Genomic DNA, 25,638 nt, shown 5'->3' with positions numbered 1-25,638 from the left:
CGAAGGGTCTCCAGCCGGCCCCAGCCACGAGTGCTCACTCGTCAATCAGCCTGGCGCAACCGCTTGTAAAGAGTATTGCGGCTAACGCCAAGACGCCGGGCAAGGTGCGAAATATTCCCCCCAGCCGCCTGCAACAACCGGTTCAAATCCTCGGCATCATTCAAATCCACCGCCAGCGGTTCCGGCGAATCCACCGGCTCCATCTCCAGATCGACAAAAAAATCATCCGGCAAATGCTCCGGCCGCACCGGTTGTTCTTCGGCCATGGCCAGCGCCACCTGCATCACGCTGCTGACCTGCCTTAAATTCCCCGGCCACGGATGACGGCCGAACAACTCCATCACCTCACGGCTCAACCCGGCCCACTGCGATGGCTCGCGATGCTGTTCCCACAAGCGCTTGAACAGCGCCTGTTTGTCGGTGCGTTCCCGTAACGGCGGCAATTCCAGGGTCAAACCGCCGATTCGGTAATAAAGGTCCTCGCGAAACCGCCCGAGCTGCACTTGCTCGCGCAACGAACGGTTGGTCGCGGAAATGATGCGGATGTCCACCGGGAACAACTCGCTGCTGCCCACCGGTTGCACGCACCGTTCCTGCAAGACCCTTAGAAGGCGAGCTTGTGTCGGCAATGGCATGTCACCGATTTCATCAAGGAACAGGGTGCCTTTGTCGGCCTTGCGGATCAGTCCGATGCTGCCTTTCTGATTGGCGCCGGTGAATGCGCCTTTCTCGTAGCCAAACAGCTCGGACTCCACCAGTTCGGCGGGGATCGCTGCACAGTTGACGGCAATGAACGGTTGTTTGCTTCGCGAACTGGCCTGATGCAGCGCTTTGACGAAGACCTCCTTGCCGACCCCGGTTTCACCGTGGATCAATAGCGGAATATCTTTTTCCAGCAAACGCTCGGCCTGACGCACGGCTTTTTCCACGCGACTGTCGCCGAAATGCAAGGTGCTGAGGCTGATTGCGGCGGGCATGGTCGCCGCCGGTTCCGCGCTCTTGGCCTCAGAAAACAGTCGAGCCTGAATCGATACCTGTTTCGGCCGCTTCAACAGGCATTGAAAACGGTTGCGCCCGGAGGCTTGCAACGCAAAAGGCAGGCCTTCCGGCTGGTTCAGCAGTTCCAGCAGCGACACCTTGAACAGGCTCTCGACACTGACCCGGGACAGGCTGATACCCAGCAGATTGTCTGCCCGGCGGTTAGCCGACAGCACCTGGCCGGTTTCATCGAAGATCAGCAAACCGGCCCATTGGCTGTCGAGGTTGTTCAGCCCGGTGTTGAAGGTCAGTTGAAAATGCTGGCCATGGAACAGGTTGAGAATCAGCCGGTTTTCCACGGTCTGGCTCATCATCTTGACCATGCCGAGGGTGTGGGACGGCGGCAGGTAGCTGTCGCTGGACACGTCCAGCACCGCGATCACCTTGCGCTCGGCATCGAAAATCGGCGCGGCGGAACCGGTCATGAAGCGGTTGGCTTTCAGGAAATGCTCATCGTGTTCGATGTGCACCGCCTGCTCGCAGGCCAGCGCAGTGCCGATCGCGTTGGTGCCGCTGCAACGCTCCATCCAACTGGCCCCGGCGCTAAAGCCGCGGGTCAGGCTCGGCTCGATGAAGCGCTGGGTGCCCCAGGACGTCAGCACCTGGCCCTGATTGTCGGCGAGCATGATCAGGCAATTGGAATTGCTCAGGATGTTTTCGTAATACGGCAGGACTTCCTGGTGCGTGGTCTGCACCAGCGAATGCTGGCTTTCCAGCAACTGGGCGATGCCATCGGCAGGCAACTGATCGAACGCCGGTGCGCTTTGATGATTGAGGCCGAACGCGCGGCAACGGGACCAGGAGTCCTGGATGATGGTGTCGTGGGACAAAACGGGGGCAGGTGCGGCCATGACAGTCAGCCTCTGAATAACGCTTTTATTGTTGTTATAGGTATTCCCTTGTGGGAGCGAGCCTGCTCGCGATAGCGGTGGGTCAGTCAATACTGATGTCGACTGATCCACCGCTATCGCGAGCAGGCTCGCTCCCACAGGTTTTTGCTCGCGGGAAGGCAAAAAGCATCCGTAGAGTGTTGTTCACTATTGTTCATTGTCAACGGCTGGATTGTTCAATTGTTCAGTCGCCGTTGTTCATTTCTGTTCAGCAACGAACGTTGATTTGCCATCACTTCAAACATTTTCAAAGCAGATCAATAGCTTGCATTTTCTGGCATGAAACTCGCTCTACAGCCTGGGTCGCTTGACTCCAAATAATAAAAAGGCCGAGCCATGTCATTAACCCTGGAGCACGTCAGCCGTACCGTCGAGGGCCAGACCTGGATCGACGATGCGTGCCTGAGTTTCGAACCCGGATCCTTCAACGTTTTGCTCGGGCGCACGCTGTCCGGCAAGACCAGTCTGATGCGCCTGATGGCGGGCCTGGACAAGCCCGACAGCGGCCGGATCCTGATGAACGGTGTCGATGTCACACAACGCCCGGTGCGTTTGCGCAACGTGTCGATGGTCTATCAGCAGTTCATCAACTACCCGACCATGACCGTCTTCGACAACATCGCTTCGCCATTGCGCCAGGGCGGTGTCTCCAACGAGTTGATCCAGAGCAAAGTGCTGGAAACCGCGAAGATGCTGCGCATCGAGAAATTCCTCAAGCGCTATCCGCTGGAGCTTTCTGGCGGCCAACAGCAGCGCACCGCGATGGCCCGGGCGTTGGTCAAGGATGCCGAGCTGATTCTGTTCGACGAGCCGCTGGTGAACCTCGACTACAAGTTGCGCGAAGAACTGCGCCAGGAAATGCGCGAGCTGTTCAAGGCCCGGCACACCATCGCCATCTACGCCACCACCGAACCCAACGAAGCACTGGCCCTTGGCGGCACCACCACCATTCTTCACGAAGGCCGGGTGGTCCAGAGCGGTAAATCCTCCGAGGTCTATCACCAGCCAAAAACCGTGCTGGCTGCCGAATTGTTCTCCGAGCCGCCGATCAACCTGATGCCGGGACGGATTGCCGGTAACGAAGTGAGCTTCGCCAATTTTGTGCACTTCCCGTTGAACGTCGATTTGCGCCCGGTGGGCGAGGGCGAGTTCCGTTTTGGCGTGCGCCCAAGTCATATCTCACTGGTGCCGAGCAACGACGATGACCTCGAACTCGCGGTGACCGTCGAGGTGGCCGAGATCAGCGGCTCGGAAACCTTCCTGCACGTGCGCAACGAGCATTTCCTGCTGGTGCTGCACTTGCCCGGCGTCCACGAATACGACGTCGACGCGCCGATCCGCATCTATATCCCGACCCATAAACTGTTTGTATTCGATGCGCAGGGGCGGCTGGTCCAGGCGCCCGGTCGCCGTATCGCGAGGGTTGCCTGATGGCCGAAATCCGTTTGCAGAACCTCGCCCACAGCTACACCAGCACGCCGACCGGCCCCGAGGATTACGCGATCCGCGAGATGGACCACGTCTGGGAACAGGGCGGTGCTTATGCCTTGCTCGGGCCTTCGGGCTGCGGCAAGTCGACGCTGCTCAACATCATTTCCGGGTTGCTCAGCCCGTCTCAGGGCCAAGTGCTGTTCGACAGCAAAGTGGTCAACGACTTGACCCCCGAGAAGCGCAACATCGCCCAGGTTTTCCAGTTTCCGGTGGTCTACGACACCATGACGGTGTTCGACAACCTGGCGTTTCCGCTGCGCAATCAGGGCATGGCCGAGGCGAAAATTCACAGCAAGGTGCAGGAAATTGCCGAGGTCCTTGACCTCCAGGCGCTGCTGAGCAAAAAGGCGCGCAACCTCACCGCCGACGAAAAACAGAAAGTCTCGATGGGCCGTGGACTGGTCCGCGACGACGTTTCGGCCATCCTCTTTGATGAACCGCTGACGGTAATCGACCCGCACCTGAAGTGGAAACTGCGGCGCAAGCTCAAGCAGATCCACGAGCAGTTCAACATCACCATGGTCTACGTCACCCACGATCAACTCGAAGCGTCGACCTTCGCCGACAAGATCGCGGTGATGTACGGCGGCCAGATCGTGCAATTCGGCACCCCGCGGGAATTGTTCGAGCGGCCGACCCACACCTTTGTCGGCTATTTCATTGGCAGCCCGGGGATGAACCTGATCGAGGTGCAGCCACAACCGGGCGGCGTCGGTTTTGCTTCGACGCATCTGCCTTTATCCGACGCACAACAGAAACGTATCGCCGAGTCCGAGTGGAAAACCCTGAAGGTCGGCATCCGTCCGGAGTTCGTGCACGTGTGGGATGAGCCGTTCGATGACGCGATGCAGGCACAAGTCGTACACGTCGAAGACCTCGGCACCTACAAGATCATGACCCTGAACCTCGACGGTGCGCCGTTGAAAGTGCGCCTGGCCGAAGACAAACCGGTACCGGAGGGCACGGCCTGGATCAGCTTCCCGGCGCAGTGGTTGATGGTCTATGCGGACGATTACCTTCTGGAGGTGCAGCCATGAACAAGGTGCAGAACAACAAGGCCTGGTGGCTGGTCCTGCCGGTGTTTCTGCTGGTGGCGTTCAGTGCGGTGATCCCGATGATGACCGTGGTCAACTACTCGGTGCAGGACATCTTCGACCAGTCCAGTCGCTATTTCGTCGGTGCCGACTGGTACAAACAGGTGCTGCTTGATCCGCGCCTGCACGACTCGCTGCTGCGGCAATTCATCTATTCCGCCTGCGTGCTGCTGATCGAAATCCCGCTGGGCATCGCCATCGCCCTGACCATGCCGACCAAGGGCCGCTGGTCATCGCTGGTGCTGATCATTCTGGCGATTCCGCTCCTGATCCCGTGGAACGTGGTCGGCACCATCTGGCAGATTTTCGGCCGTGCGGACATCGGTCTGCTCGGTGCCAGCCTCAAGGCCATGGGCATCAACTACAACTATGCGGCCAATACCATGGACGCCTGGGTCACGGTGCTGGTGATGGACGTGTGGCACTGGACCTCGTTGGTGGCGCTGTTGTGTTTCTCAGGCCTGCGGGCGATTCCGGACGTGTACTACCAGGCGGCGCGAATTGATCGGGCCTCGGCCTGGGCAGTTTTCCGACATATCCAGTTGCCCAAGCTCAAGAGCGTGCTGTTGATCGCCGTGATGCTGCGGTTCATGGACAGTTTCATGATCTATACCGAGCCCTTCGTCCTCACGGGCGGTGGTCCGGGGAATGCCACGACCTTCCTGAGTCAGACGTTGACCCAGATGGCCGTAGGGCAATTCGACCTCGGCCCGGCGGCGGCTTTCTCGCTGGTGTACTTCCTGATCATCCTGTTGGTGTCCTGGCTGTTCTACACCGCCATGACTCACTCTGACGCCAACCGCTGAGGTCCGCCATGAGCAAGAGAAAGCTTATTCCGTTGCTGATCTACATCCTGTTCCTGCTGGTGCCGATCTACTGGCTGCTGAACATGTCCTTCAAGAGCAACACTGAAATCCTCGGCGGTCTGACGCTGTTTCCGCAGGATTTCACCTTCGCCAACTACAAGGTGATCTTCACCGATCCGAGCTGGTACAACGGCTACCTCAACTCGCTGTACTACGTGAGCCTGAACACGATCATTTCCCTGAGCGTGGCGTTGCCAGCGGCTTACGCGTTCTCGCGCTACCGCTTTCTCGGTGACAAGCACCTGTTTTTCTGGCTGCTGACCAACCGCATGGCGCCGCCGGCGGTGTTCCTGTTGCCGTTCTTCCAGCTGTATTCCTCGATTGGTCTGTTCGACACGCACATCGCCGTGGCGCTGGCTCATTGCCTGTTCAACGTGCCGTTGGCGGTCTGGATTCTGGAAGGCTTCATGTCCGGCGTTCCGAAAGAAATCGACGAGACCGCCTACATTGACGGCTACAGTTTCCCCAAGTTCTTCGTGAAGATTTTCGTCCCGCTGATTGGTTCCGGGATCGGCGTCACGGCGTTCTTCTGCTTTATGTTTTCCTGGGTCGAACTGCTGCTGGCGCGAACGCTGACATCGGTGAATGCCAAGCCGATCGCGGCGGTGATGACACGGACGGTCTCGGCGTCGGGCATCGACTGGGGCGTGCTGGCAGCGGCGGGGGTGTTGACCATTCTGCCGGGCATGCTGGTGATCTGGTTTGTTCGCAACCACGTGGCCAAGGGCTTTGCCCTGGGCCGGGTCTGAGGAGCTGATGATGGAATGGATGAGCTGGACGGTCCCCACTGCGGCGTTCTTCATTGTCATTGGCCTGATTCTGACGGGCATGACGACCTGGGAATTACGTTCGCCGAGTGTCCCTCGGCGTGGTTTCTTGCCGATTGCCACCACCCGTGGCGATCGGCTGTTTATCGGTCTTCTCGGCAGCGCCTACCTGCATTTGCTGGTAATCGGCGTCACCGACTGGAGCATCTGGGTTGCGTTCGCGTTGTCCCTGGTGTGGCTGTTGGCTGTGATGCGTTGGGGCTAGTCGAAATCGATCGGCAATGTTGCTCCGAAAACCAAACAGGAGGTCTCTATGTTCGACAAAAACAATAAGCTGCGACATAGCATTTCATTGGCAGCCATGCTGGCACTCAGCGGTCTGAGCGCTTCGGCCTGGGCCGATGCCTACGAAGACGCCGCGAAGAAATGGATTGGCAGCGAGTTCAAGCCGTCCACCCTTACGCCAGAGCAGCAGCTCGAAGAGCTGAAGTGGTTCATCAAGGCCGCCGAGCCGTTTCGCGGGATGAGCATCAAGGTGGTTTCGGAAACCATCGCGACCCACGAATATGAATCCAAAACCCTGGCCAAGGCCTTCACCGAAATCACCGGGATCAAGCTGACCCACGACTTACTGCAAGAAGGCGACGTGGTGGAAAAGCTGCAAACCCAGATGCAGTCGGACAAAAACATCTATGACGGTTGGGTCAACGACTCGGACCTGATCGGTACGCACTTTCGCTACGGCAAGACCGAATCGATCACCGACCTGATGGCCAATGAAGGCAAGAACTTCACCTCGCCGACCCTGGACCTCAAGGACTTTATCGGCATTTCGTTCACCACTGCACCGGACGGCAAGATCTATCAATTGCCTGACCAACAGTTCGCCAACCTGTACTGGTTTCGCGCCGACTGGTTCGAGCGGGCGGATTTGAAAGCGAAATTCAAAGAAAAATACGGTTATGAACTGGGCGTTCCGGTGAACTGGTCGGCCTATGAAGACATCGCCAAGTTCTTCAGTGAAGACGTCAAGGAAATCGACGGCAAGCGCGTCTACGGGCACATGGACTACGGCAAGAAAGACCCGTCCCTCGGCTGGCGCTTCACCGATGCCTGGTTCTCCATGGCCGGTGCCGGCGACAAAGGCATTCCCAATGGCTTGCCGGTGGACGAGTGGGGCATCCGCGTCGAGGATTGCCACCCGGTCGGTTCCAGCGTGACCCGTGGTGGCGACACCAACGGCCCGGCGGCGGTCTACGCGACGCAGAAATACGTCGACTGGCTCAAGGCCTACGCGCCACCGGAAGCGGCGGGCATGACCTTCTCCGAATCCGGCCCGGTGCCGTCCCAAGGCAACATCGCCCAACAGATCTTCTGGTACACCGCGTTCACCGCCGACATGACCAAACCGGGCCTGCCGGTGATGAACGCCGATGGCACGCCGAAATGGCGCATGGCGCCATCGCCACGCGGACCGTACTGGGAAGAGGGCATGAAGCTCGGTTATCAGGACGTGGGTTCGTGGACGTTCATGAAGTCCACGCCTGAGAAGCAGAAACTGGCGGCCTGGCTTTATGCGCAATTCGTCACGTCGAAAACCGTGTCGCTTAAGAAAACCATTATCGGCCTGACGCCGATTCGCGAGTCGGACATCAACTCGCAAGCCATGACCGACCTGGCACCGAAACTCGGCGGTCTGGTCGAGTTCTATCGCAGCCCGGCCCGCGTGCAATGGACCCCGACCGGGACCAACGTGCCGGACTATCCACGTCTGGCTCAACTGTGGTGGAGCCACATCGCGGAAGCGGCCAGCGGCGAGAAGACTCCGCAACAGGCGCTGGATGGCCTGGCCAAGGATCAGGACGCGATCATGGCGCGTCTGGAACGCTCGAAGGCTCAAGCCACCTGCGCACCGAAAATGAACCCTGAGCGCGATGCTCAGTACTGGTTCGATCAGCCGGGTGCACCGAAGCCGAAACTGGCGAACGAGAAGCCCAAGGGTGAAACCGTGAGTTATGCCGAACTGCTGAAATCGTGGGAGGCGGCGCGTAAATAAATAGCTCGATCGTGTGAAGCAGAACGGCACCGAGAGGTGCCGTTTTCTTTAGCGTCTGATCCATTGCCATCGCGAGCAGGCTCACGCCCACAATGAGCTGCGGTGTTCACAGCCTGTGTGACCGGCTCAGCGCTCCACCCCGTCAACCGCAGGAAATCCCAACCGAAACACCGTCATCGCACCCGGCAAGCTCTTCACCTCGGCCACGCCCTGATGAAGGCTCATGATCGACCGCACTATCGCCAACCCCAGCCCGGTGCTGCCCTGTGAACGCGAGCGGCTGCTATCGACTCGGTAGAACCGATCAAACAGGTGCGGCAGATGCTGTGCCTCAATCCCCGCGCCCGGGTTGCTGACCAGCAACGAAACCTGGGTCGCGCCGCGCTCAATCAGCAGCGTCACGGTTTTCCCGACCGGGCAGTGGCGTAGCGCGTTGGACAGCAAATTCGAGATCGCCCGTTGAATCATCAACCGGTCACCCATCACCCGCGCACGGCCGACCACGTTCAAATGGATCTGCTTGTCCTGCGCCGACAGGAAGAACATCTCGGCGACTTTCCAGGCTTCTTCTTCCAGGGCAACCGACTCGAACGGCACGAGTGCCGACGGGTGACTGACCTGTGCCAGAAACAGCATGTCCGAGACGATCCGCGCCACGCGCTCCAGTTCTTCAGTGCAGCACACCAGCACATCCTTGTACTCATCCACGCTGCGTTCGCGAGACAACGTCACCTGCGCCTTGCCCATCAAATTGTTGATCGGCGTGCGCAGCTCATGCGCCAGATCATCGGAGAACTGTGACAGCTGCTGCACACCGGTATCGAGGCGATGCAGCATGAAGTTGATGCCCTGCGCCAACTCACTCAGCTCCTGGGGCATATTCACCACCGACAGCCGATGATCCAGATCCTGAGTCGAGACCATCGCCGCCACTTTGCGAAACTCGCGCATCGGCGCCAGACCACGCTGCACTGCACCCCAGGCGCTCAGTCCGATAAAGATCAGCAGCAACGGCAAGGCAATCAGGGTCGAGCGCAGATAGGCGCTGAGCAAGGCCTCATTGTGGGCGTTGTCCATCGACAACAGCACCGGGACACGGGTGCCGTCCTTGAGGCTGATCAGCCTGGACGCCGTGAGGAATTTCGCCCCCTCGGCGTCAGTGCTGGTGGCGTAGGCCAACTCGTCGCTGACGGCCCGCACCACCTTCAATTCAAGTCGTGGATCGGCCATGCCAGTGCCGGATTTGAGCAGTTGCGTGCGCAGGTTGCCGCGGTCGTAAATCGTTAGCGTGAGGTTGTCATGGCCCATGACCTGATCGAGCAGAATGTGCGGTTTCGCACTGATTTCGCCGGTGTCGGTGTACAGCGACAGGCTGTGTTCGACCTGCTCCATCTTCTTCTCCAGACTGTCCCTGGATAACGCGTTCAGCTCATGGGTCAGTGCGAAATACGCCAGGATCGCCAGGGACACCACCAGCAGCGCGCCGAGAATACTGACCGTCAGCCCCAGCCGCATCGACAGGCTGGCCGGCTTCATTCCCGCGACTCCAGCACGTAACCGACACCGCGCAGGGTGTGGATCAACTTGTTGTCGAACGGGTCATCGATCTTTGCCCGCAAACGCCTGATCGACACTTCGACCACGTTGGTGTCGCAGTCGAAGTTCATGTCCCACACCAGCGAAATGATCTGCGTGCGTGTCAGCACCTCGCCGGACTGGCGCATCAACAGATGCAGCAGGGCGAACTCCTTGGTGGTCAGGTCGATGCGTTGCTTGCCACGAAATGCACGATGACGGCAGGGGTCGAGTTCCAGATCGGCGACTTTCAGTACCTGTGGCAGCGGGATGTTCTCGCTGCGGCGCATCAGGGTGCGCACCCGTGCGAGAAGTTCGGGAAACTCGAACGGCTTGACCAGATAATCATCCGCGCCCAGATCGAGGCCACGAATCTTGTCCGCCAGACGCCCGCGCGCCGTGAGCATCATCACCCGGGTGGAGTGAGTGCGGCGCAGTTGTTCCAGTACGTCCCAGCCGTCCAGTTCCGGCAGATTCACGTCGAGAATAATCAGGTCATAGGCCTGCTGTTGCGCCAGATGCAATCCATCCGCGCCGGTGGCCGCGTGGTCAACGATATAACCACTTTCGGTCAAACCCTGATGCAAGTATTCGGCAGTTTTAAGCTCGTCCTCGACGACAAGGATTCGCATGATCTATCACCACTTTTATTTAAGGGATATTTAATTAAGTTGAGCGGAAAGTTGTTGTTTTTGTAGCGGGTCCGAATGAGTTTCGATCACTGAATGGCGGATACGGTAAAGGCTGTAGTGGCTACAGGGTCAACGTCCGAAGCCTTTAAATCGGCAGTCTGCGACAGCCTGTCGCAGCAAGAATGCGTCAATAGCCATGTATTGCATCCAGCAAGTGCTGTTCGGCAGATAAGTGCCGAGTATTTGTTTCCATACATTGCGACAAAGCCCTGGTGCACTTCGCATCCTAGAACAAAACAACTTCCGCCAACCGTGGATAACGGATTTGTAATGGTCCTGTCACCTTGTCGATAAGTTCAAAACCCTACCGTGGCGGCATCAAAGATTCTTGAATAAAGGAAGACTTCCAATTGCCCGGTTTAATACACCTGACGGCGCGGTCACGCCTGAAAAAAACAGCCAGCGGCATTCTGTTGTTGGCCAGTACAAGCCTTGCGGGGGCATCGACCCTGACCCTGGATCAGGCCCTGCAAACAGCCTTTGCCGGCAACCCGGATCTGGCCGCGGCCCAATGGGAAATTGGCATCGCCGAGGGTGAGCGCAAACAGGCCGGACTGATCCCCAATCCCGAATTGTCGTGGGAAGCCGAGGACACCCGCCGCAATTCGCGCACCACCACTGTGATGCTCAGCCAGCCGATTGAACTGGGTGGCAAGCGCGGCGCGCGGATCGATGTCGCCAGCCGCGCCCAGGATGCCGCCGGGATCGAACTGGAGCGCAAGCGCAATGCCTTGCGCGCCGATGTGATTCAGGCGTTCAACCGTGCGCAAACCGCGCAGCAAAGACTGCAACTGTCCCGACAGTCGCTGCAACTGGCCGAGGATGGCTTGCGCGTGGCCAAGGGGCGAATCGAGGCGGGCAAGTCGTCGCCGGTCGAAGGCACGCGGGCGCATGTGCAACGCTCGGAAGTACGCCTGGAACTGAGCCGCGCCGAGCGCGATCAGACCAACGCTTATCAACAACTGGCGCAGGTCATGGGCGCACCGTTGCCGACCTCGGCCACCGTACAGACCGCCACGCAAAACCTGCCGACAGTGCCGCCGCCGACCCGTTTGCTTGAGCGTCTCGACGAGACCGCCGAGCTGCGCCTGGCCAAGCTCCAGATCAGCCAGCGCGAAGCGTCGCTGGGGCTGGAAAAGTCCCGGCGCATCCCCGACCTGACCGTGAGCATCGGCAGCCAATACAGCGAAACCGAGCGTGAGCGGGTCAACGTCGTCGGCCTGTCGATGCCGATTCCTCTGTTCAACCGCAATCAGGGCAACGTGCTGGCGGCGGCACGCCGCACCGATCAGGCGCGGGATCTGCGCAACGCCACCGAACTGCGCTTGCGCACCGAAATCCAGACCACCCTTGAGCAGTGGCAGACCGCCAACGGCGAAGTCCAGGCGTTCAACCAGACCATTCTGCCCGCCGCACAAAATGCGGTTGAGAGCGCCACGCGCGGCTTCGAAATGGGCAAGTTCGGTTTTCTCGACGTGCTCGATGCCCAGCGCACTCTGATCAGCGCCCGCAGCCAATACATCCAGGCCGTCAGCGAGGCGACAGACGCTCGCGTGCGCATCGAACGGATCTTCGGCGACCTCGTCGTCAACCCTTGAATTTCACCCTTTTGATCACTGCGCGACGGTACGGCGCAGAGGAGTTTCCATGGATAAAAAACTGATGGGTGTCGTGGTGGCGACGTTGGTGCTGGGCATGGGTATCGGTTCGATGTGGGCGGGCAAGGCACCGCTTGAGGCCCACGCCGATGAAGCGGCCGAACACGCGGATCACGCTGAAGAAAACGCGGCAGCCGAGGGCGAGCATGGCGAAGAAGGGCGCATCAAGTTGAGTGCCGAACAGATTGCGGCGGCGGGTATTGAACTGGCCGAGGCGCGGGCGCAGAGCATCAGTTCCGGCCTGTCGTTCCCGGGCGAAGTGCGCTTTGACGAGGATCGCACCGCCCACGTTGTGCCGCGAGTTCCCGGGGTGGTCGAGTCGGTGGCGGTCAACCTCGGGCAGCCGGTGAAAAAGGGCCAGTTGCTGGCGGTGATCGCCAGTCAGCAGATTTCCGATCAGCGTAGCGAACAGGCGGCCGCGCAACGTCGTTTGGCCTTGGCCCGCACCACTTATGAGCGCGAGAAAAAGCTGTGGGAAGACAAGATATCCGCCGAGCAGGACGTGTTGCAGGCAAAACAGGCGTTGGAAGAAGCCGAAATCGCCGTGAACAACGCCCGACAGAAAATCAGCGTGCTCAGCGGGAGCGTGGTCGCCACCGGCGGCAATCGCTATGAACTGCGCGCGCCGTTCGACGGCAGGGTGGTGGAAAAACACCTGGCACCGGGTGAGGTAGTCGATGAAACCACGGCGGCCTTCACGCTCTCGGATCTGTCGCGGGTCTGGGTGACGTTCGGCGTTTCGCCCAAGGATCTGAACAAGGTGCAAGTGGGCAAAGCCGTCACTGTCAGCGCGCCGGAACTCAACGCCGAGGTCACCGGCACGGTGGCCTATGTCGGCAGCCTGCTCGGCGAACAGACCCGCACGGCCACCGTTCGCGTGACCCTGGAGAATCCGCAGGGTTCGTGGCGTCCGGGGTTGTTCGTCACGGCGCGTGTAGCGACCGACAGCCGTCAGGCCAGGGTCACCGTGCCGGAAGCCGCTATCCAGACCGTCGAGGACAAACCCACGGTGTTCTTGCGCACCGACGATGGCTTCAAGGCGCAGGCGGTGGAGTTGGGCAGCCGCGCGGCCGGTTTGGTGGAAGTCACTCATGGGCTGGACGCCGGTGTGCAAGTCGCCAGCGCCGGCAGCTTCGTTCTCAAATCGGAACTGGGCAAAGCCTCGGCCGAGCACAGTCATTAAAAAGCGCGCTGAAGACGCCCATTAATCCGTGGAAGGTTCTCATGTTCGAACGCCTGATCCAGTTTGCCATCGAGCAGCGCATTATCGTGCTGCTCGCCGTTCTGCTCATGGCCGGCCTCGGGATCGCCAGTTATCAAAAACTGCCGATCGACGCCGTGCCCGACATCACCAATGTCCAGGTGCAAATCAACACCGGCGCCGCCGGGTTCTCGCCGCTGGAAACCGAGCAGCGCATCACCTTCCCGATTGAAACCGCCATGGCCGGTCTGCCGGCGCTGGAACAGACCCGTTCGCTGTCGCGTTCGGGGCTGTCGCAAGTCACGGTGATTTTCAAGGACGGCACCGACCTGTTCTTCGCCCGGCAATTGGTCAACGAGCGGTTGCAGATCGCCAAGGAGCAATTGCCCGAGGGCACCGAAGCGGTGATGGGGCCGATTTCCACCGGCCTCGGCGAAATTTTCCTGTGGACCGTGGAAGCCAGAGACGGCGCGCTCAAGGACGACGGTAGCGCCTATACACCGACCGATCTTCGGGTGATTCAGGACTGGATCATCAAGCCGCAACTGCGCAATGTCCCTGGCGTGGCCGAGATCAACACCATCGGCGGCTTTGCCAAGGAATACCAGATCGCTCCCGATCTGAAACGGCTGGCGGCGTACAAGCTGACCCTCACCGACCTGATCACGGCGCTTGAGCGCAATAACGCCAACGTCGGCGCCGGGTACATCGAGCGCAGCGGTGAGCAGTTGCTGATTCGTGCGCCGGGACAAGTGGCGAGCACCGAGGACATCGCCAATATCGTCATGGCCAACGTCGATGGCACGCCGATCCGGGTGAAGAACGTCGCCACCGTGGACATCGGCCGCGAACTGCGCAGCGGCGCGGCTACGGAGAACGGCCGTGAAGTGGTGCTCGGTACCGTGTTCATGCTGATCGGCGAAAACAGCCGCACCGTGTCCCAGGCCGTCGCCAGCAAGCTGGAACAGATCAACCGATCGCTGCCCAAAGGCGTGATCGCGGTGCCGGTGTACGACCGCACGCACCTCGTGGACAAAGCCATCGCTACCGTGAAAAAGAACCTGATTGAAGGTGCGATTCTGGTGATCGCAATTCTGTTCCTGTTCCTGGGCAACATCCGTGCGGCATTGATTACCGCGATGGTGATTCCGCTGTCGATGCTGTTCACTTTCACCGGCATGTTCAGCAACAAGGTCAGCGCCAACCTGATGAGCCTGGGGGCACTCGACTTCGGCATCATCGTCGACGGCGCGGTGGTGATTGTCGAAAACACCCTGCGACGGCTGGCCCATGCGCAGCAGCATCACGGACGATTGCTGACCCGTTCCGAGCGCTTCCATGAAGTATTTGCGGCGGCCAAAGAGGCGCGGAGACCGCTGATATTCGGTCAGTTGATCATCATGGTCGTGTACCTGCCGATCTTCGCCTTGAGCGGCGTCGAAGGGAAAATGTTCCACCCGATGGCGTTCACGGTGGTAATCGCGTTGCTCGGCGCCATGCTGCTGTCGGTGACCTTTGTGCCGGCGGCGATTGCGTTGTTTGTCACCGGCAAGGTCAAGGAAGAAGAGGGCATCGTGATGCGCGGTGCGCGCCGGGTGTATGCGCCGGCGCTGGCGTGGGTGATGAACCATCGCGCCGTGGCGGTGGGCGCAGCGCTGGGTGTGATCGTGCTCAGCGGCGTGCTGACCAGCCGCATGGGCAGCGAGTTTGTGCCGAGCCTCAGCGAAGGTGATTTCGCCCTGCAAGCCTTGCGCGTGCCGGGCACCAGCCTCACGCAATCGGTGGACATGCAGCAGCGTCTGGAGACGTTGATCCTCAACAAAGTGCCGGAAGTCGAGCGGGTGTTCGCCCGCACCGGCACCGCGGAAATCGCCTCCGACCCGATGCCGCCGAACATCTCCGACAGCTACGTGATGCTCAAGCCAAAAGAGCAATGGCCGGACCCGGGCAAGTCTCGCGAAACCCTGATGGCGGAACTGCAACAGGCCGCCGCGACGTTGCCGGGCAGCAACTATGAACTGTCGCAGCCGATCCAGTTGCGCTTCAACGAACTGATCTCCGGTGTGCGCAGCGACGTCGCGGTCAAAGTGTTCGGCGATGACATGGGCGTGCTCAACGCCACGGCAGCGAAGATTGCCGCCGCGATGCAGAAGGTCAACGGTGCGTCCGAGGTCAAGGTCGAACAAACCACCGGGCTGCCGGTGCTGACCATCAACATCGATCGCGACAAGGCGGCGCGTTACGGGCTCAACATCGGCGATGTGCAGGACACCATTGCCGTCGCGGTGGGTGGGCGTCAGGCCGGCACATTGTATGAGGGTGACCGACGGTTCGACATGGTGGTGCGATTGTCCGATGCCATGCGCAAGGACATCGACGGTTTGTCGGCGCTGTTGATTCCGGTGCCGGCACCGCTCAATGCCGCGGCCGATCAGATTGGTTTTATTGCCTTGAAGGAAGTCGCCAGCCTTGATCTGGTGCTGGGACCCAATCAGGTCAGCCGTGAGAACGGCAAGCGCCTGGTGATCGTCAGCGCCAACGTGCGCGGGCGCGATATCGGTTCGTTCGTCGCAGAGGCGGGCGAGGTGATCGAGCGAGAGGTGCAGGTGCCCGCGGGTTACTGGACAAGTTGGGGCGGGCAGTTCGAGCAACTGCAATCGGCGGCCAAGCGCCTGCGGATCGTGGTGCCGGTGGCGTTGCTGCTGGTGTTCGGGTTGCTGTTCATGATGTTCAACAACCTCAAGGATGGCTTGCTGGTGTTCACCGGGATTCCGTTTGCGTTGACCGGCGGGGTCATGGCGCTGTGGTTGCGGGATATTCCGTTGTCGATCTCGGCGGGGGTGGGCTTCATCGCGCTGTCGGGGGTCGCAGTGCTCAACGGGCTGGTGATGATCGCGTTCATCCGCAACCTGCGGGAGGAGGGGCGTTCACTGTCTGATGCGATCAACGTTGGAGCGCTGACACGTTTGCGCCCGGTGTTGATGACGGCGCTGGTGGCGTCCCTGGGCTTTATTCCGATGGCCCTGGCGACCGGTACTGGCGCGGAAGTGCAGCGACCGCTCGCAACCGTAGTGATCGGTGGAATCCTGTCCTCCACCATCCTGACGTTGCTGATCTTGCCGGCGTTGTATCAGCTCGCCCATCGCCGCGATGAGGACACGATCCCCACCCAACCGTGAACACAAACCCTGTGGCGAGGGAGCTTGCTCCCGCTGGACTGCGCAGCAGGCCCCGCTTTTCAGATGAAGAGCGGGGGCCGCTTCGCGCCCCAGCGGGAGCAAGCTCCCTCGCCACAGTTCTTTCTCAGGCCTGACCTGCCTACCCCACATAACGGATATGTAATTTGTGCGCCACCGTCACGAAAGGTTCGGATTGTTACCTTGATTCCGTCAGCTACCAAACGAGGAATCAACCATGAAATTTGCACACATCAGTACCTTTGCAGCAGCGTTGGCGATGTCTTCTCTGGCCTTGGCCGAAGGCGGCGGTGACCGAACGTTCCAACGCATGATGACTGCCAATGACCGCTCCGTAGAGCTGTTCGTCGCCAAGGAAAAAGCGCGCGACCCGGTCGTCGTCAATGAAAAGAAAGACGACAACACCAACGACTTGTAAGCGCATCGCACTTGAACAGGCCTGTCATCGAGTCCCGATGCCGGGCTTTTTTTTGAGCCAGGATTGGAGGGGAGTGGATATGAAAGTACTTCAGTTGATGACGTTCGCCGGCATGCTGGCGATGTCCCTGAATGTGTTTGCCGAGGGGGGTGGTGACCGGACGTTCGAGCGGGCGCTGAGTGCTAACACCAAAGCCATGGAGCAGTACGCGGCCAACCAGGGCAAACCGGCGCCGCAGGTCAAGGACTACGAATACGGAATGAAGCTGGACGTGGCAAAAGTGGTAAGCGTTGTGCGTCCGCAAGTGGCTTGCGCTGTGGTGCCTGCCGCCATGACCTATGAAGACTCGAAAGGCCAACTCAACACCATCAGATACACCGTGGCGGGGGATTGCCGCAATCGTGGCAGCTGACACTGCCCTGATGACCAGGGCCGGAATCCCTGCAGGCGCTGCCGAACCTTCGGCAACGCCTGCAGGTTTTACTCAGGCATAAAAAAGGCGCCCCGAAGGACGCCAAAGATTCACCTCTTACCAAAGGAGCAAGGAGCTTCTAAAGGTGAATGTGTATCAGCCGCTTGATCAGAGAATCGCCAACGGGTACTCGACAATCACCCGCACTTCATTCAAATCCGATTCAAATGCCGTGGCGCGCGTCGTGGCCTGGCGCAAACGCAGCGACAGGTCTTTCATCGAACCACTCTGCACCACGTATTTGACTTCGACATCACGTTCCCAGCGCTTCTGGTCGGTCAGTGGATTGCCGTCAGCATCGCGGCGCATGTACACGGCGTTGGCGTTGGTGTAATCGGCGTCAGTGCCTCGGGCGTAACGAGTCATGAACGAGAGCCCCGGTACGCCGTAAGTGGTCATGTCGAGGTCGTAGCGCGCCATCCACGAACGTTCCTTGGGCGAGTTGAAGTCGTTGTACTGGATGGAGTTGTCGAGGAAGATCGAGTCGGATTGACGCAGGTAATCGAAGTCGTCGTTGCCGTTGTTGCGCTGGTGTGAAAGCGCAACGGAGTGCGCGCCGAGTTTCACGCCCACCCGGCCGCTCCAGATGTTGTTGTCGAGCTTGCCGAGCAGTTGTTTGCCTTCGTCGACCGCCTTGTAATAGTTCAGGCCGCCAAACAGCGACAGGTCATCCGATAGCGGATAGGTCCAGGCAGTGCCGGCGTAGTACTGATTCCAGGCATCCTTGAGGCGGCTGGAGTAGAGGCTGAAGCTGAGGTTCTTGTTCAGTGCATAGTCGCCGCCACCGTAAGCGATCCATGGCGAATTGACCGGGCCGGCATAAAACGTGGCGAAGTTCTCGCGCATATCGCTGGACACGGGTTGGCTCATCGCATGCAGCCGACCGCCCTGAACCGACAGACCCTCGAGGCTGGTGTTGACCGCCGTCACACCGCGAAAGCTCTCCGGCAGCAATCGCGAGTCACCTGCCGCCACCACCGGGTTGGCCGGGAACACGTCACCGACCTTGACCACCGTATCGAAGGCTCGCACTTTGGCGGCTCCACCGACCTTGGTGTACTCGTCCCGCGCCTCGCCATCACTGTTGACGGGCAGCACATCAAACGAACTGCGGCCACCGTTGCGGCCGTCACCGGTGTCGAGCTTCAGGCCGATCATCGAAAACGCATCGACACCGACGCCGACAGTGCCTTGGGTAAACCCGGATTCGAACTTGCTGATCACTGCATGGGCCCAGGTTTCTGAATAACCATTGCCGGTGGGGCTGGACTGGCCATTGCGGTGATCACGGTTGAAGTAGAAATTACGGTTGAGCACCGTCAGGCTGCTGCCCTCGATAAACCCTTCGGCTTTTTCATCCGCCATTACCATGGACGGTCCGGAGCCGACCACCACCGCTAAAGCGGCCATCGACATTTTTGTATTGTTAACCATCAATCACTCCTTGGGTTCGGCAGACGGGAACGTGCTTCGGCGTGGGTTTTATTGTTCGGCGGAGAAGGCCCGCCGGCATGGTCGCCGGGTGACATCGTTGCAAGCTGCGGATAACGCCAAGGTGATGGGGGAATTACAATTTCGTTATGTGGCTGGAGTAACAGCCCCGAGCATTCAGGTCAGCGCTGCGAGCTGTTCGATCGTTTGCGGAAAGCGTTCAACCAGACGTATCAGGGTCGTGGCTTGGGCATTGGGTATTGCCCGTCCCTGTTCCCAGTTCTCGAGGGTTCGGATGTTGGTGCGCAGATACATGGCGAACACTGGCCGGGAGAGGTTGAGCTGTTGGCGTATGGCAACCACTTCCTCAGCCGTGATGGGCATCAGTTTTGGCAGCTGGACCTTGTGGGTGCGCAGAGTGATCTTGCCTTGGCGCTCTTCGGCCAGCGCTTCGAGGCCATCCACAAACGCAAAAACGGCACCCGAAGGTGCCGTTTCTGTTTTCTACCGAGTGTCGCTATGCGATCAGCCCGCCAGACCCGCCTGCTGAACCAGGTTCAGCAATGGCTGCGGGTAGACGCCGAGGAAGAATGCCACCAGAGCGATGGCCAGCAGCATCACGCCGCCTGCACGTTGTTCCCAGTGCAGTTGCGCATCGTGGCGACGCAGGTTCGGTTCGATCAGGTACAAGGTGACCATGACGCGCAGGTAGTAGAAGACGCCGATGGCGCTGCCCAGTACCAGGGAACCGACCAGCCACCATTGGTGCGACTCGACACCGGTGGCGATGATGTAGAACTTGCCGATGAAGCCCGCGGTCAGCGGAATGCCGGCCAGGGACAGCATCATCACGGTCATGACGGCGGTCAGGTACGGACGGCGCCAGAACAGGCCGCGGTATTCGTACAGGGCATCGGCGTCACGGCCGTTGTACGGCGAGGACATCAGCGTGATCACGCCGAACGCGCCGAGGCTGGTGATGACGTAGGTGACCAGGTACACGCCGATGGCTTCCACGGCCAGACCCTTGCTTGCCACCAGGGCAATCAGCAGATAACCGAAGTGAGCGATGGACGAGTAACCCAGCAGACGCTTGAGGTTGCTCTGGGTCAGTGCCAGCAGGTTACCGAACAGGATCGACGCAATGGCGATGATGGTCAGCACGTCGCTCAGCACACCGCTGCTTGCCGCCGGGGAGATCTGGAACAGACGCACCATCACCGCGAAGACAGCCACTTTGGACGCGGTCGCCAGGAACGCCGCCACCGGTGCCGGAGCACCTTCGTAGACGTCCGGGGTCCAGAGGTGGAACGGAACCAGCGACAGTTTGAACGCCAGACCGATCAGCATCATGCCCAGGCCCAGTTGTGCCAGCGAGCTTGGCAGGCCGGTGGCCGCGAGGGCCTGGCCGATACCGACGAAGCTCAGGCTGCCGGAGTCGGCGTAGAGCAGGGCCATACCGAACAACAGGAACGCGGAACCGGCGGCCGACAGCACCATGTACTTGATACCGGCTTCCAGCGAGCGCTTGTTGAAGAAGGCATAAGCCACCAGACCGTAGACCGGCACCGAAAGCAGTTCCAGACCGATGAACAACCCGGCCAGGTGCTGCGCGCTGACCAGGACCAGGCCACCGGCGGCGGCCATCAGGATCAGCAGGTAAAGTTCTTCACGGTTGCCCGGGTAACCCGAGCCGCCATCGCCAAGGTAGGCGTGGGCGAGGGTTACACAGGCGAGGGTGGCGACCAGGATCAGCGCCATGTACAGGCAAGCGAAGGTGTCGATCTGCAGCAACGGAGTCACGGCCAGGGGCGCGACTTTCAGGGCTGGCAGGATCGACAGCAACGCCAGGTTCAGACCCGCCACGGAGATCAGGAAGGTCTGTGAGTGGTTGCGGCGCCAGGCGATTGCCAGCATCACCACGATGATCGTGGCGCTGGTGATCAACAACGGCGCAAGCGCAATAAAGTGTTGAGTCGTGAATTCCATAGCGCTCTTACCGGGCCGAAGCGAGTTGAGTGAAGGCGGTGCCGAGCCATTGCTGCACGCCATGCATCGTCGCAGCAGAGGTATCGAGGAACGGTTGCGGGTACACGCCGATGTAAATCAGCAGTGCCGCCAGACCGACCACCATGATCAGTTCGCGACCATCCATGCCATGCAGCACCGCGTCCGATTTGGACGGGCCGAAGTAGGCACGGTGGATCATGATCAGCGAGTAGACCGAACCGAACACCAGACCGGACGTCGCAATGATCGTGATCCATGGGGCGGCCGGGAACGTGCCGATCAGGATCAGGAACTCACCCACAAAGTTACCGGTACCCGGCAAGCCCAGGGACGCGGCGGCAAAGAACAGGCTGATGGCCGGCAGGTAAGCGATCTTCGACCACAGGCCACCCATTTCACGCATGTCGCGGGTGTGGGTACGTTCGTACAACTGACCGCTGAGGATAAAGAGTGCCGCGGCCGACAGACCGTGCGCCAGCATCTGCATCACCGCGCCCTGCAGCGCCAGTTGGCTGCCGGAGTAGATGCCGATCAACACGAAGCCCATGTGGGAAACGGAGGAGTAGGCGATCAGACGCTTGATGTCGGTTTGGGCGAAGGCCAGGAACGCACCGTAGAAGATCCCGATCAGACCCAGGGTCATGGCAATCGGCGCGAACTCGGCCGAGGCATTCGGGAACAGCGGCAGGGCGAAACGCAGCAGACCGTAAGCCGCCGTCTTCAACAAGATACCGGCCAGGTCGACCGAACCCGCTGTTGGTGCCTGGGCGTGAGCGTCAGGCAGCCAGGAGTGGAACGGCACCACGGGCAGCTTCACCGCGAAGGCGATGAAGAAGCCGAGCATCAGGATGTACTCGGTGGTGAGCGACATCTTGGTTTTCAGCAGGTCGGCGTAGTTGAACGTGATCACGCCGGTGCTGTTGAAGTTGACCAACACCAGCCCCAGGATCGCCACCAACATGATCAGGCCGGACGCCTGAGTGAAGATGAAGAACTTGGTCGCCGCGTAGATCCGGGTTTTCTTGCCGTCCGAAGAACTGTGACCCCAGAGCGCGATGAGGAAGTACATCGGCACCAGCATCATTTCCCAGAAGAAGAAGAACATGAACAGGTCGAGGGCTAGGAACACGCCGACGACACCGCCCAGGATCCACATCAGGTTCAAGTGGAAGAAGCCGACGTGACGCTGGATCTCTTTCCACGAGCAGAGTACCGAGAGGATACCCAGCAGACCGGTCAGCAGGATCATCAGCAGCGACAGGCCATCGAGCGCCAGGTGCACGCTGATGCCGAAGCGCTCGATCCAGATGTGCTTGAACTCAAGCGCCCAGGTCGGATCGGCGCCAGGCGCCGGAGCAAATGAATAATTACCGTGGGCCCACAGCCAGAGGCCGAGCGCGAGTTCCAGGGTCATGGTCAACAGCGCAATCCAGCGGGGGAGGGTAGCGCCGAAGCGCTCACCCATCCAGCACAGCAGGCCGCCGATGAAGGGGATCAGGATTAGCCAAGGCAGAATCATGACGGGCTCAATTCCTTTCGCAAGTTCGCAAGGTTCATATTCAGACCGCTACCAGCACGATGGCGCCGATGACCAGCACGGAGCCGGCTGCCATCGATGCCGCGTACCAACGCAGTTGACCGGTTTCGGTACGGCTCAGGGCGGTGTGACCGCCTTTGGCCATACGCGGGATCAGACCGATGGTCTGGTCGAGCGGGTCTTTGCGCAGTGCGTGGCTGATCGCAAGGTATGGCTTGACGAACAGTTTGTCGTAGATCCAGTCGAAGCCCCAGGCAGCGAACCACCAGGCCGAAAGGAAGCGGCCGATGCCGCTGTTGGCGATTGCAGTGACGAAACGACGCTTGCCGAGGAACAGCAGCGCGGCCAGCAGGATACCGGCCAGGGCGATGGCGCCCGAGGCGATTTCCAGGCTGTGCTTGGCTTCGCCGCCGGCATGGCCGACGCTTTCCGGCAGCACGCCGTGCAGTGGCGGAACGATCATGGCGCCGACGAAGGTCGACAGCACGATCAGCACCGACAGCGGCAACCAGTGAGCGATGCCGTGACCGGCGTGCGCTTCAGTCTTCGCTTCACCGTGGAACGCGATGAAGATCAGGCGGAAGGTGTACAGCGAAGTCATGAACGCGCCGACCAGACCTGCGTAGAGCAGACCGTGGTTGCCGCTGGCAAACGCTTCCCAGAGGATTTCGTCCTTGGAGTAGAAGCCTGCGGTCACCAGTGGCAGGGCGGACAGTGCCGCGCCGCCGACGATGAAGCTGGCGTAGGCCAGCGGCAGTTTCTTCCACAGGCCGCCCATCTTGAAGATGTTCTGCTCGTGGTGGCAGGCAACGATCACCGCACCGGACGCAAGGAACAACAGTGCCTTGAAGAAGGCGTGGGTCATCAGGTGGAAAATCGCGCCATCCCATGCGCCAACGCCCAGCGCCAGGAACATGTAGCCGATCTGGCTCATGGTCGAGTAGGCGAGGATACGTTTGATGTCGGTCTGGACCAGTGCGGCAAAACCGGCGAGTACCAGGGTCACGCCGCCGACGATGCCAACGAGCTGCAGGATGTCCGGCGCCAACGCAAACAGGCCGTGGGTACGGGCAATCAGGTAGACGCCCGCGGTCACCATCGTTGCGGCGTGGATCAGTGCCGAAACAGGGGTAGGACCGGCCATTGCGTCCGCCAGCCAGGTTTGCAGTGGCAGTTGCGCGGATTTACCGACAGCGCCGCCCAGCAGCATCAGGGTGGCCATGACCATCCAGAAGTCGCCGGCCTGGAATTTCTGCGGTGCCAGCACCAGCAGTTCCTGGATGTTCAGCGTGCCCAACTGTTGGAACAGGATGAACAGGCCGATCGCCATGAACACGTCGCCGATACGGGTCACGATGAAGGCTTTGAGTGCCGCGTTACCGTTGTTGCGGTTGCTGTAGTAGAAACCGATCAACAGGTACGAGCACAGGCCCACGCCTTCCCAACCGAAGTACAGGAACAACAGGTTATCGCCCAGGACCAGGAACAGCATGCTGGCGATAAACAGGTTGGTGTAGGCGAAGAAGCGCGAGTAACCGGCTTCACCGCGCATGTACCAGGACGCGAACAGGTGGATCAGGAAGCCGACACCGACGACCACGCCGAGCATGGTCACTGACAGGCCATCCAGGTACAGCGCGAAGTTCGGCGTGAAGCCTTCCACCGCCATCCACTGCCACAACACTTGCGTGTAGTGACCGCCTTCAGGCGGGGCGACGTTGAATTGCCAGATCACGTAGGCCGTGACAATGGCAGACAAGCCGATGGAACCGACGCCAATCAGCGCCGACAGGTTTTCCGAGAAGCGGCCGCGTGAGAACGACAGCAGCAGGAAACCTATGAGAGGGAATACGAAAGTCAGATAGAGAAGATTCATCCGCGCATCTCGCTGGCAGCGTCGATATCGAGAGTGTGGAAGCGGCGATACAGCTGCAACAGAATCGCCAGGCCAATACTGGCCTCGGCGGCTGCCAGGCTGATCACCAGGATGAACATGATCTGTCCATCCGGCTGACCCCAGCGGCTACCGGCGACGATGAAGGCCAAGGCGGAGGCATTCATCATGATCTCCAGGCTCATCAGCACGAAGAGAATGTTGCGCCGGACCATCAGGCCGACCAGACCGAGGCAGAACAAGATGCCGGCGACCGCCAGACCATGCTCCAAAGGGATAGCAGGCATCGTCATTGCTCCTTGGCTTCGTTGCGGCCCAAGTGGAACGCCGTGACGGCTGCGGCAAGCAGCAGCATCGAGGCGAGTTCGACCACCAGCAGATAAGGACCGAACAGGCTGATGCCCACGGCCTTGGCGTCTACGGTGGTGTGGCCGATGGCCTGGCCGCTGGCGTCGCTGAACAGTACGTACAACAGTTCAACCAGCAGCAGGGTGCCGAGGGCGACCGGTCCGAGCCAGATGCCGGGCTTGAGCCAGACGCGCTCTTGCTGAACCGAGGCCGGGCCCAGGTTCAGCATCATCACCACGAACACGAACAGCACCATGATGGCGCCAGCGTAGGCGATCACTTCCAGCACACCGGCAAACGGTGCGCCGAGGGCGAAGAACGTCATGGCCACGGCGATCAGCGAAATGATCAGGTAGAGCAGGGCGTGCACAGGGTTAGTGTTGGTGATCACGCGAAGCGTGGACACCACAGCGATACCCGATGCGAAATAGAAAGCGAATTCCATCTTTCTTCCTTAAGGCAGCAAGCTCTTCACGTTGATCGGCTGGGCTTCATTCTGCGCGGAGCCTTTAGGCTTCCCGGCAATCGCCATACCTGCAACACGATAGAAGTTGTAATCAGGGTTTTTGCCGGGGCCGGAGATCAGCAGATCTTCTTTCTCGTAAACCAGGTCCTGACGTTTGAACTCGGCCATCTCGAAATCCGGTGTCAGCTGGATCGCGGTGGTCGGGCAGGCTTCCTCGCAGAGGCCGCAGAAAATGCAGCGCGAGAAGTTGATGCGGAAGAAGTCCGGGTACCAGCGACCGTCTTCGGTTTCAGCTTTCTGCAGCGAGATGCAGCCTACCGGGCACGCCACGGCGCACAGGTTGCAGGCGACACAACGCTCTTCGCCATCAGGGTCGCGGGTCAGGACGATACGGCCACGAAAGCGCGGCGGCAGGTACACGGCTTCTTCCGGGTACTGCAGCGTGTCGCGCTTGCGGAAGGCATGGCCGAAGATCATCACCAGGCTGCGAAGCTGGGTGAAGAAGCCATGCACGATGTCAAATATGTACTTCATGAT

Annotated in this window: 22 protein-coding genes; 11 read left to right on the top strand and 11 right to left on the bottom strand. The window is 60.0% G+C overall.

Annotated elements, in window-relative coordinates:
- Nucleotides 1–41: 41 nt before the first annotated feature.
- A complete protein-coding gene (locus AB4N91_RS15985) occupies nt 42–1,889 on the bottom strand; it encodes a sigma-54-dependent Fis family transcriptional regulator (RefSeq protein ID WP_154911552.1) in 1,848 nt (615 codons plus the stop codon).
- Nucleotides 1,890–2,264: 375 nt separating this feature from the next.
- Here AB4N91_RS15985 and AB4N91_RS15980 point away from each other — a divergent pair, with 375 nt between their 5' ends.
- Genes AB4N91_RS15980 through AB4N91_RS15955 form a run of 6 tightly spaced genes read left to right on the top strand, consistent with a single transcriptional unit; the run spans nt 2,265 to nt 8,202 of the window.
- Nucleotides 2,265–3,359, top strand: coding sequence for an ABC transporter ATP-binding protein (locus AB4N91_RS15980; RefSeq protein ID WP_010458822.1), 1,095 nt, complete (start codon nt 2,265–2,267; stop codon nt 3,357–3,359).
- On the top strand, nt 3,359–4,456 hold the full coding sequence (locus AB4N91_RS15975) for an ABC transporter ATP-binding protein (RefSeq protein ID WP_077748734.1): 1,098 nt from the start codon (nt 3,359–3,361) through the stop codon (nt 4,454–4,456). The genes AB4N91_RS15980 and AB4N91_RS15975 overlap by 1 nt, the downstream gene beginning before the upstream one ends.
- The gene (locus AB4N91_RS15970) at nt 4,453–5,319 is read left to right on the top strand and encodes a carbohydrate ABC transporter permease (protein WP_102595558.1); all 867 of its coding nucleotides are present in this window, start codon (nt 4,453–4,455) and stop codon (nt 5,317–5,319) included. Before AB4N91_RS15975 ends, AB4N91_RS15970 begins: the two co-directional genes overlap by 4 nt.
- Before the next feature lie 8 nt (nt 5,320–5,327).
- On the top strand, nt 5,328–6,128 hold the full coding sequence (locus AB4N91_RS15965) for a carbohydrate ABC transporter permease (protein ID WP_010458825.1): 801 nt from the start codon (nt 5,328–5,330) through the stop codon (nt 6,126–6,128).
- Between the two features lie 10 nt (nt 6,129–6,138).
- On the top strand, nt 6,139–6,411 hold the full coding sequence (locus tag AB4N91_RS15960) for a DUF2160 domain-containing protein (RefSeq protein WP_010458826.1): 273 nt from the start codon (nt 6,139–6,141) through the stop codon (nt 6,409–6,411).
- 48 nt (nt 6,412–6,459) lie between these two features.
- Nucleotides 6,460–8,202: an ABC transporter substrate-binding protein gene (locus AB4N91_RS15955; protein WP_010458827.1), complete on the top strand. Its 1,743-nt coding sequence runs from the start codon at nt 6,460–6,462 to the stop codon at nt 8,200–8,202.
- A 126-nt stretch (nt 8,203–8,328) separates the two neighbouring features.
- Here AB4N91_RS15955 and AB4N91_RS15950 read toward each other — a convergent pair whose 3' ends face one another.
- Nucleotides 8,329–9,738 (bottom strand): heavy metal sensor histidine kinase, encoded by a 1,410-nt coding sequence (locus AB4N91_RS15950; RefSeq protein ID WP_200668153.1) that lies wholly within the window; start codon nt 9,736–9,738, stop codon nt 8,329–8,331.
- A complete protein-coding gene (locus AB4N91_RS15945) occupies nt 9,735–10,409 on the bottom strand; it encodes a heavy metal response regulator transcription factor (RefSeq protein ID WP_010458829.1) in 675 nt (224 codons plus the stop codon). Before AB4N91_RS15945 ends, AB4N91_RS15950 begins: the two co-directional genes overlap by 4 nt.
- Before the next feature lie 410 nt (nt 10,410–10,819).
- Here AB4N91_RS15945 and AB4N91_RS15940 point away from each other — a divergent pair, with 410 nt between their 5' ends.
- The 5 genes from AB4N91_RS15940 (at nt 10,820) to AB4N91_RS15920 (ending at nt 17,355) form a co-directional block, all read left to right on the top strand.
- On the top strand, nt 10,820–12,067 hold the full coding sequence (locus tag AB4N91_RS15940; RefSeq protein WP_460111029.1) for a TolC family protein: 1,248 nt from the start codon (nt 10,820–10,822) through the stop codon (nt 12,065–12,067).
- A gap of 49 nt (nt 12,068–12,116) precedes the next feature.
- The gene (locus tag AB4N91_RS15935; protein ID WP_077748737.1) at nt 12,117–13,310 is read left to right on the top strand and encodes an efflux RND transporter periplasmic adaptor subunit; all 1,194 of its coding nucleotides are present in this window, start codon (nt 12,117–12,119) and stop codon (nt 13,308–13,310) included.
- A gap of 41 nt (nt 13,311–13,351) precedes the next feature.
- The gene (locus AB4N91_RS15930; RefSeq protein WP_460111025.1) at nt 13,352–16,507 is read left to right on the top strand and encodes a CusA/CzcA family heavy metal efflux RND transporter; all 3,156 of its coding nucleotides are present in this window, start codon (nt 13,352–13,354) and stop codon (nt 16,505–16,507) included.
- A gap of 235 nt (nt 16,508–16,742) precedes the next feature.
- The gene (locus AB4N91_RS15925) at nt 16,743–16,943 is read left to right on the top strand and encodes a co-regulatory protein PtrA N-terminal domain-containing protein (protein WP_010458836.1); all 201 of its coding nucleotides are present in this window, start codon (nt 16,743–16,745) and stop codon (nt 16,941–16,943) included.
- Nucleotides 16,944–17,022: 79 nt separating this feature from the next.
- A complete protein-coding gene (locus AB4N91_RS15920) occupies nt 17,023–17,355 on the top strand; it encodes a DUF2790 domain-containing protein (RefSeq protein WP_077748809.1) in 333 nt (110 codons plus the stop codon).
- A 168-nt stretch (nt 17,356–17,523) separates the two neighbouring features.
- On the opposite strand, the gene AB4N91_RS15915 is transcribed toward AB4N91_RS15920, so the two are convergent.
- The 8 genes from AB4N91_RS15915 to nuoI all read right to left on the bottom strand — a co-directional run bounded on the left by AB4N91_RS15915 (nt 17,524) and on the right by nuoI (nt 25,635).
- Complete coding sequence (locus tag AB4N91_RS15915) at nt 17,524–18,849, bottom strand: OprD family porin (RefSeq protein WP_460111021.1); 1,326 nt, start codon at nt 18,847–18,849, stop codon at nt 17,524–17,526.
- A gap of 174 nt (nt 18,850–19,023) precedes the next feature.
- Nucleotides 19,024–19,311: a helix-turn-helix domain-containing protein gene (locus AB4N91_RS15910; RefSeq protein ID WP_460111018.1), complete on the bottom strand. Its 288-nt coding sequence runs from the start codon at nt 19,309–19,311 to the stop codon at nt 19,024–19,026.
- 60 nt (nt 19,312–19,371) lie between these two features.
- A complete protein-coding gene (gene nuoN, locus AB4N91_RS15905) occupies nt 19,372–20,835 on the bottom strand; it encodes an NADH-quinone oxidoreductase subunit NuoN (protein ID WP_460111015.1) in 1,464 nt (487 codons plus the stop codon).
- Nucleotides 20,836–20,842: 7 nt separating this feature from the next.
- Entirely contained in the window at nt 20,843–22,375 is a 1,533-nt protein-coding gene (gene nuoM / locus AB4N91_RS15900; protein ID WP_010458848.1) for an NADH-quinone oxidoreductase subunit M, read from the bottom strand.
- Nucleotides 22,376–22,415: 40 nt separating this feature from the next.
- A complete protein-coding gene (gene nuoL / locus AB4N91_RS15895; protein ID WP_010458850.1) occupies nt 22,416–24,269 on the bottom strand; it encodes an NADH-quinone oxidoreductase subunit L in 1,854 nt (617 codons plus the stop codon).
- Complete coding sequence (gene nuoK / locus AB4N91_RS15890; RefSeq protein WP_010458852.1) at nt 24,266–24,574, bottom strand: NADH-quinone oxidoreductase subunit NuoK; 309 nt, start codon at nt 24,572–24,574, stop codon at nt 24,266–24,268. The genes nuoL and nuoK overlap by 4 nt, the downstream gene beginning before the upstream one ends.
- A gap of 2 nt (nt 24,575–24,576) precedes the next feature.
- Nucleotides 24,577–25,080 (bottom strand): NADH-quinone oxidoreductase subunit J, encoded by a 504-nt coding sequence (nuoJ, locus tag AB4N91_RS15885; protein ID WP_007905076.1) that lies wholly within the window; start codon nt 25,078–25,080, stop codon nt 24,577–24,579.
- Between the two features lie 9 nt (nt 25,081–25,089).
- Nucleotides 25,090–25,635, bottom strand: a complete 546-nt coding sequence (gene nuoI / locus AB4N91_RS15880; RefSeq protein WP_007905075.1) for an NADH-quinone oxidoreductase subunit NuoI — start codon at nt 25,633–25,635, stop codon at nt 25,090–25,092.
- Between the last annotated feature and the right edge of the window lie 3 nt (nt 25,636–25,638).

This window comes from Pseudomonas sp. H3_D04, assembly GCF_054669175.1.
Note: the sequence above shows the minus strand (reverse complement) of the source record. Positions and strands in the feature narration are given on the sequence as shown.

What these genes read in the sequence shown, in the direction of transcription:
- AB4N91_RS15965 (WP_010458825.1), top strand. Translation starts at nt 5,328, where the DNA reads ATGAGCAAGAGAAAGCTTATTCCGTTGCTGATCTACATCCTGTTCCTG.
- AB4N91_RS15945 (WP_010458829.1), bottom strand. Translation starts at nt 10,409, where the DNA reads ATGCGAATCCTTGTCGTCGAGGACGAGCTTAAAACTGCCGAATACTTG.
- AB4N91_RS15955 (WP_010458827.1), top strand. Translation starts at nt 6,460, where the DNA reads ATGTTCGACAAAAACAATAAGCTGCGACATAGCATTTCATTGGCAGCC.
- nuoI (WP_007905075.1), bottom strand. Translation starts at nt 25,635, where the DNA reads ATGAAGTACATATTTGACATCGTGCATGGCTTCTTCACCCAGCTTCGC.
- AB4N91_RS15930 (WP_460111025.1), top strand. Translation starts at nt 13,352, where the DNA reads ATGTTCGAACGCCTGATCCAGTTTGCCATCGAGCAGCGCATTATCGTG.
- AB4N91_RS15935 (WP_077748737.1), top strand. Translation starts at nt 12,117, where the DNA reads ATGGATAAAAAACTGATGGGTGTCGTGGTGGCGACGTTGGTGCTGGGC.
- AB4N91_RS15920 (WP_077748809.1), top strand. Translation starts at nt 17,023, where the DNA reads ATGAAAGTACTTCAGTTGATGACGTTCGCCGGCATGCTGGCGATGTCC.
- nuoN (WP_460111015.1), bottom strand. Translation starts at nt 20,835, where the DNA reads ATGGAATTCACGACTCAACACTTTATTGCGCTTGCGCCGTTGTTGATC.
- AB4N91_RS15950 (WP_200668153.1), bottom strand. Translation starts at nt 9,738, where the DNA reads ATGAAGCCGGCCAGCCTGTCGATGCGGCTGGGGCTGACGGTCAGTATT.
- AB4N91_RS15980 (WP_010458822.1), top strand. Translation starts at nt 2,265, where the DNA reads ATGTCATTAACCCTGGAGCACGTCAGCCGTACCGTCGAGGGCCAGACC.
- AB4N91_RS15960 (WP_010458826.1), top strand. Translation starts at nt 6,139, where the DNA reads ATGGAATGGATGAGCTGGACGGTCCCCACTGCGGCGTTCTTCATTGTC.
- nuoK (WP_010458852.1), bottom strand. Translation starts at nt 24,574, where the DNA reads ATGCCTGCTATCCCTTTGGAGCATGGTCTGGCGGTCGCCGGCATCTTG.
- nuoJ (WP_007905076.1), bottom strand. Translation starts at nt 25,080, where the DNA reads ATGGAATTCGCTTTCTATTTCGCATCGGGTATCGCTGTGGTGTCCACG.
- AB4N91_RS15985 (WP_154911552.1), bottom strand. Translation starts at nt 1,889, where the DNA reads ATGGCCGCACCTGCCCCCGTTTTGTCCCACGACACCATCATCCAGGAC.
- AB4N91_RS15925 (WP_010458836.1), top strand. Translation starts at nt 16,743, where the DNA reads ATGAAATTTGCACACATCAGTACCTTTGCAGCAGCGTTGGCGATGTCT.
- AB4N91_RS15970 (WP_102595558.1), top strand. Translation starts at nt 4,453, where the DNA reads ATGAACAAGGTGCAGAACAACAAGGCCTGGTGGCTGGTCCTGCCGGTG.
- AB4N91_RS15915 (WP_460111021.1), bottom strand. Translation starts at nt 18,849, where the DNA reads ATGGTTAACAATACAAAAATGTCGATGGCCGCTTTAGCGGTGGTGGTC.
- nuoL (WP_010458850.1), bottom strand. Translation starts at nt 24,269, where the DNA reads ATGAATCTTCTCTATCTGACTTTCGTATTCCCTCTCATAGGTTTCCTG.
- nuoM (WP_010458848.1), bottom strand. Translation starts at nt 22,375, where the DNA reads ATGATTCTGCCTTGGCTAATCCTGATCCCCTTCATCGGCGGCCTGCTG.
- AB4N91_RS15975 (WP_077748734.1), top strand. Translation starts at nt 3,359, where the DNA reads ATGGCCGAAATCCGTTTGCAGAACCTCGCCCACAGCTACACCAGCACG.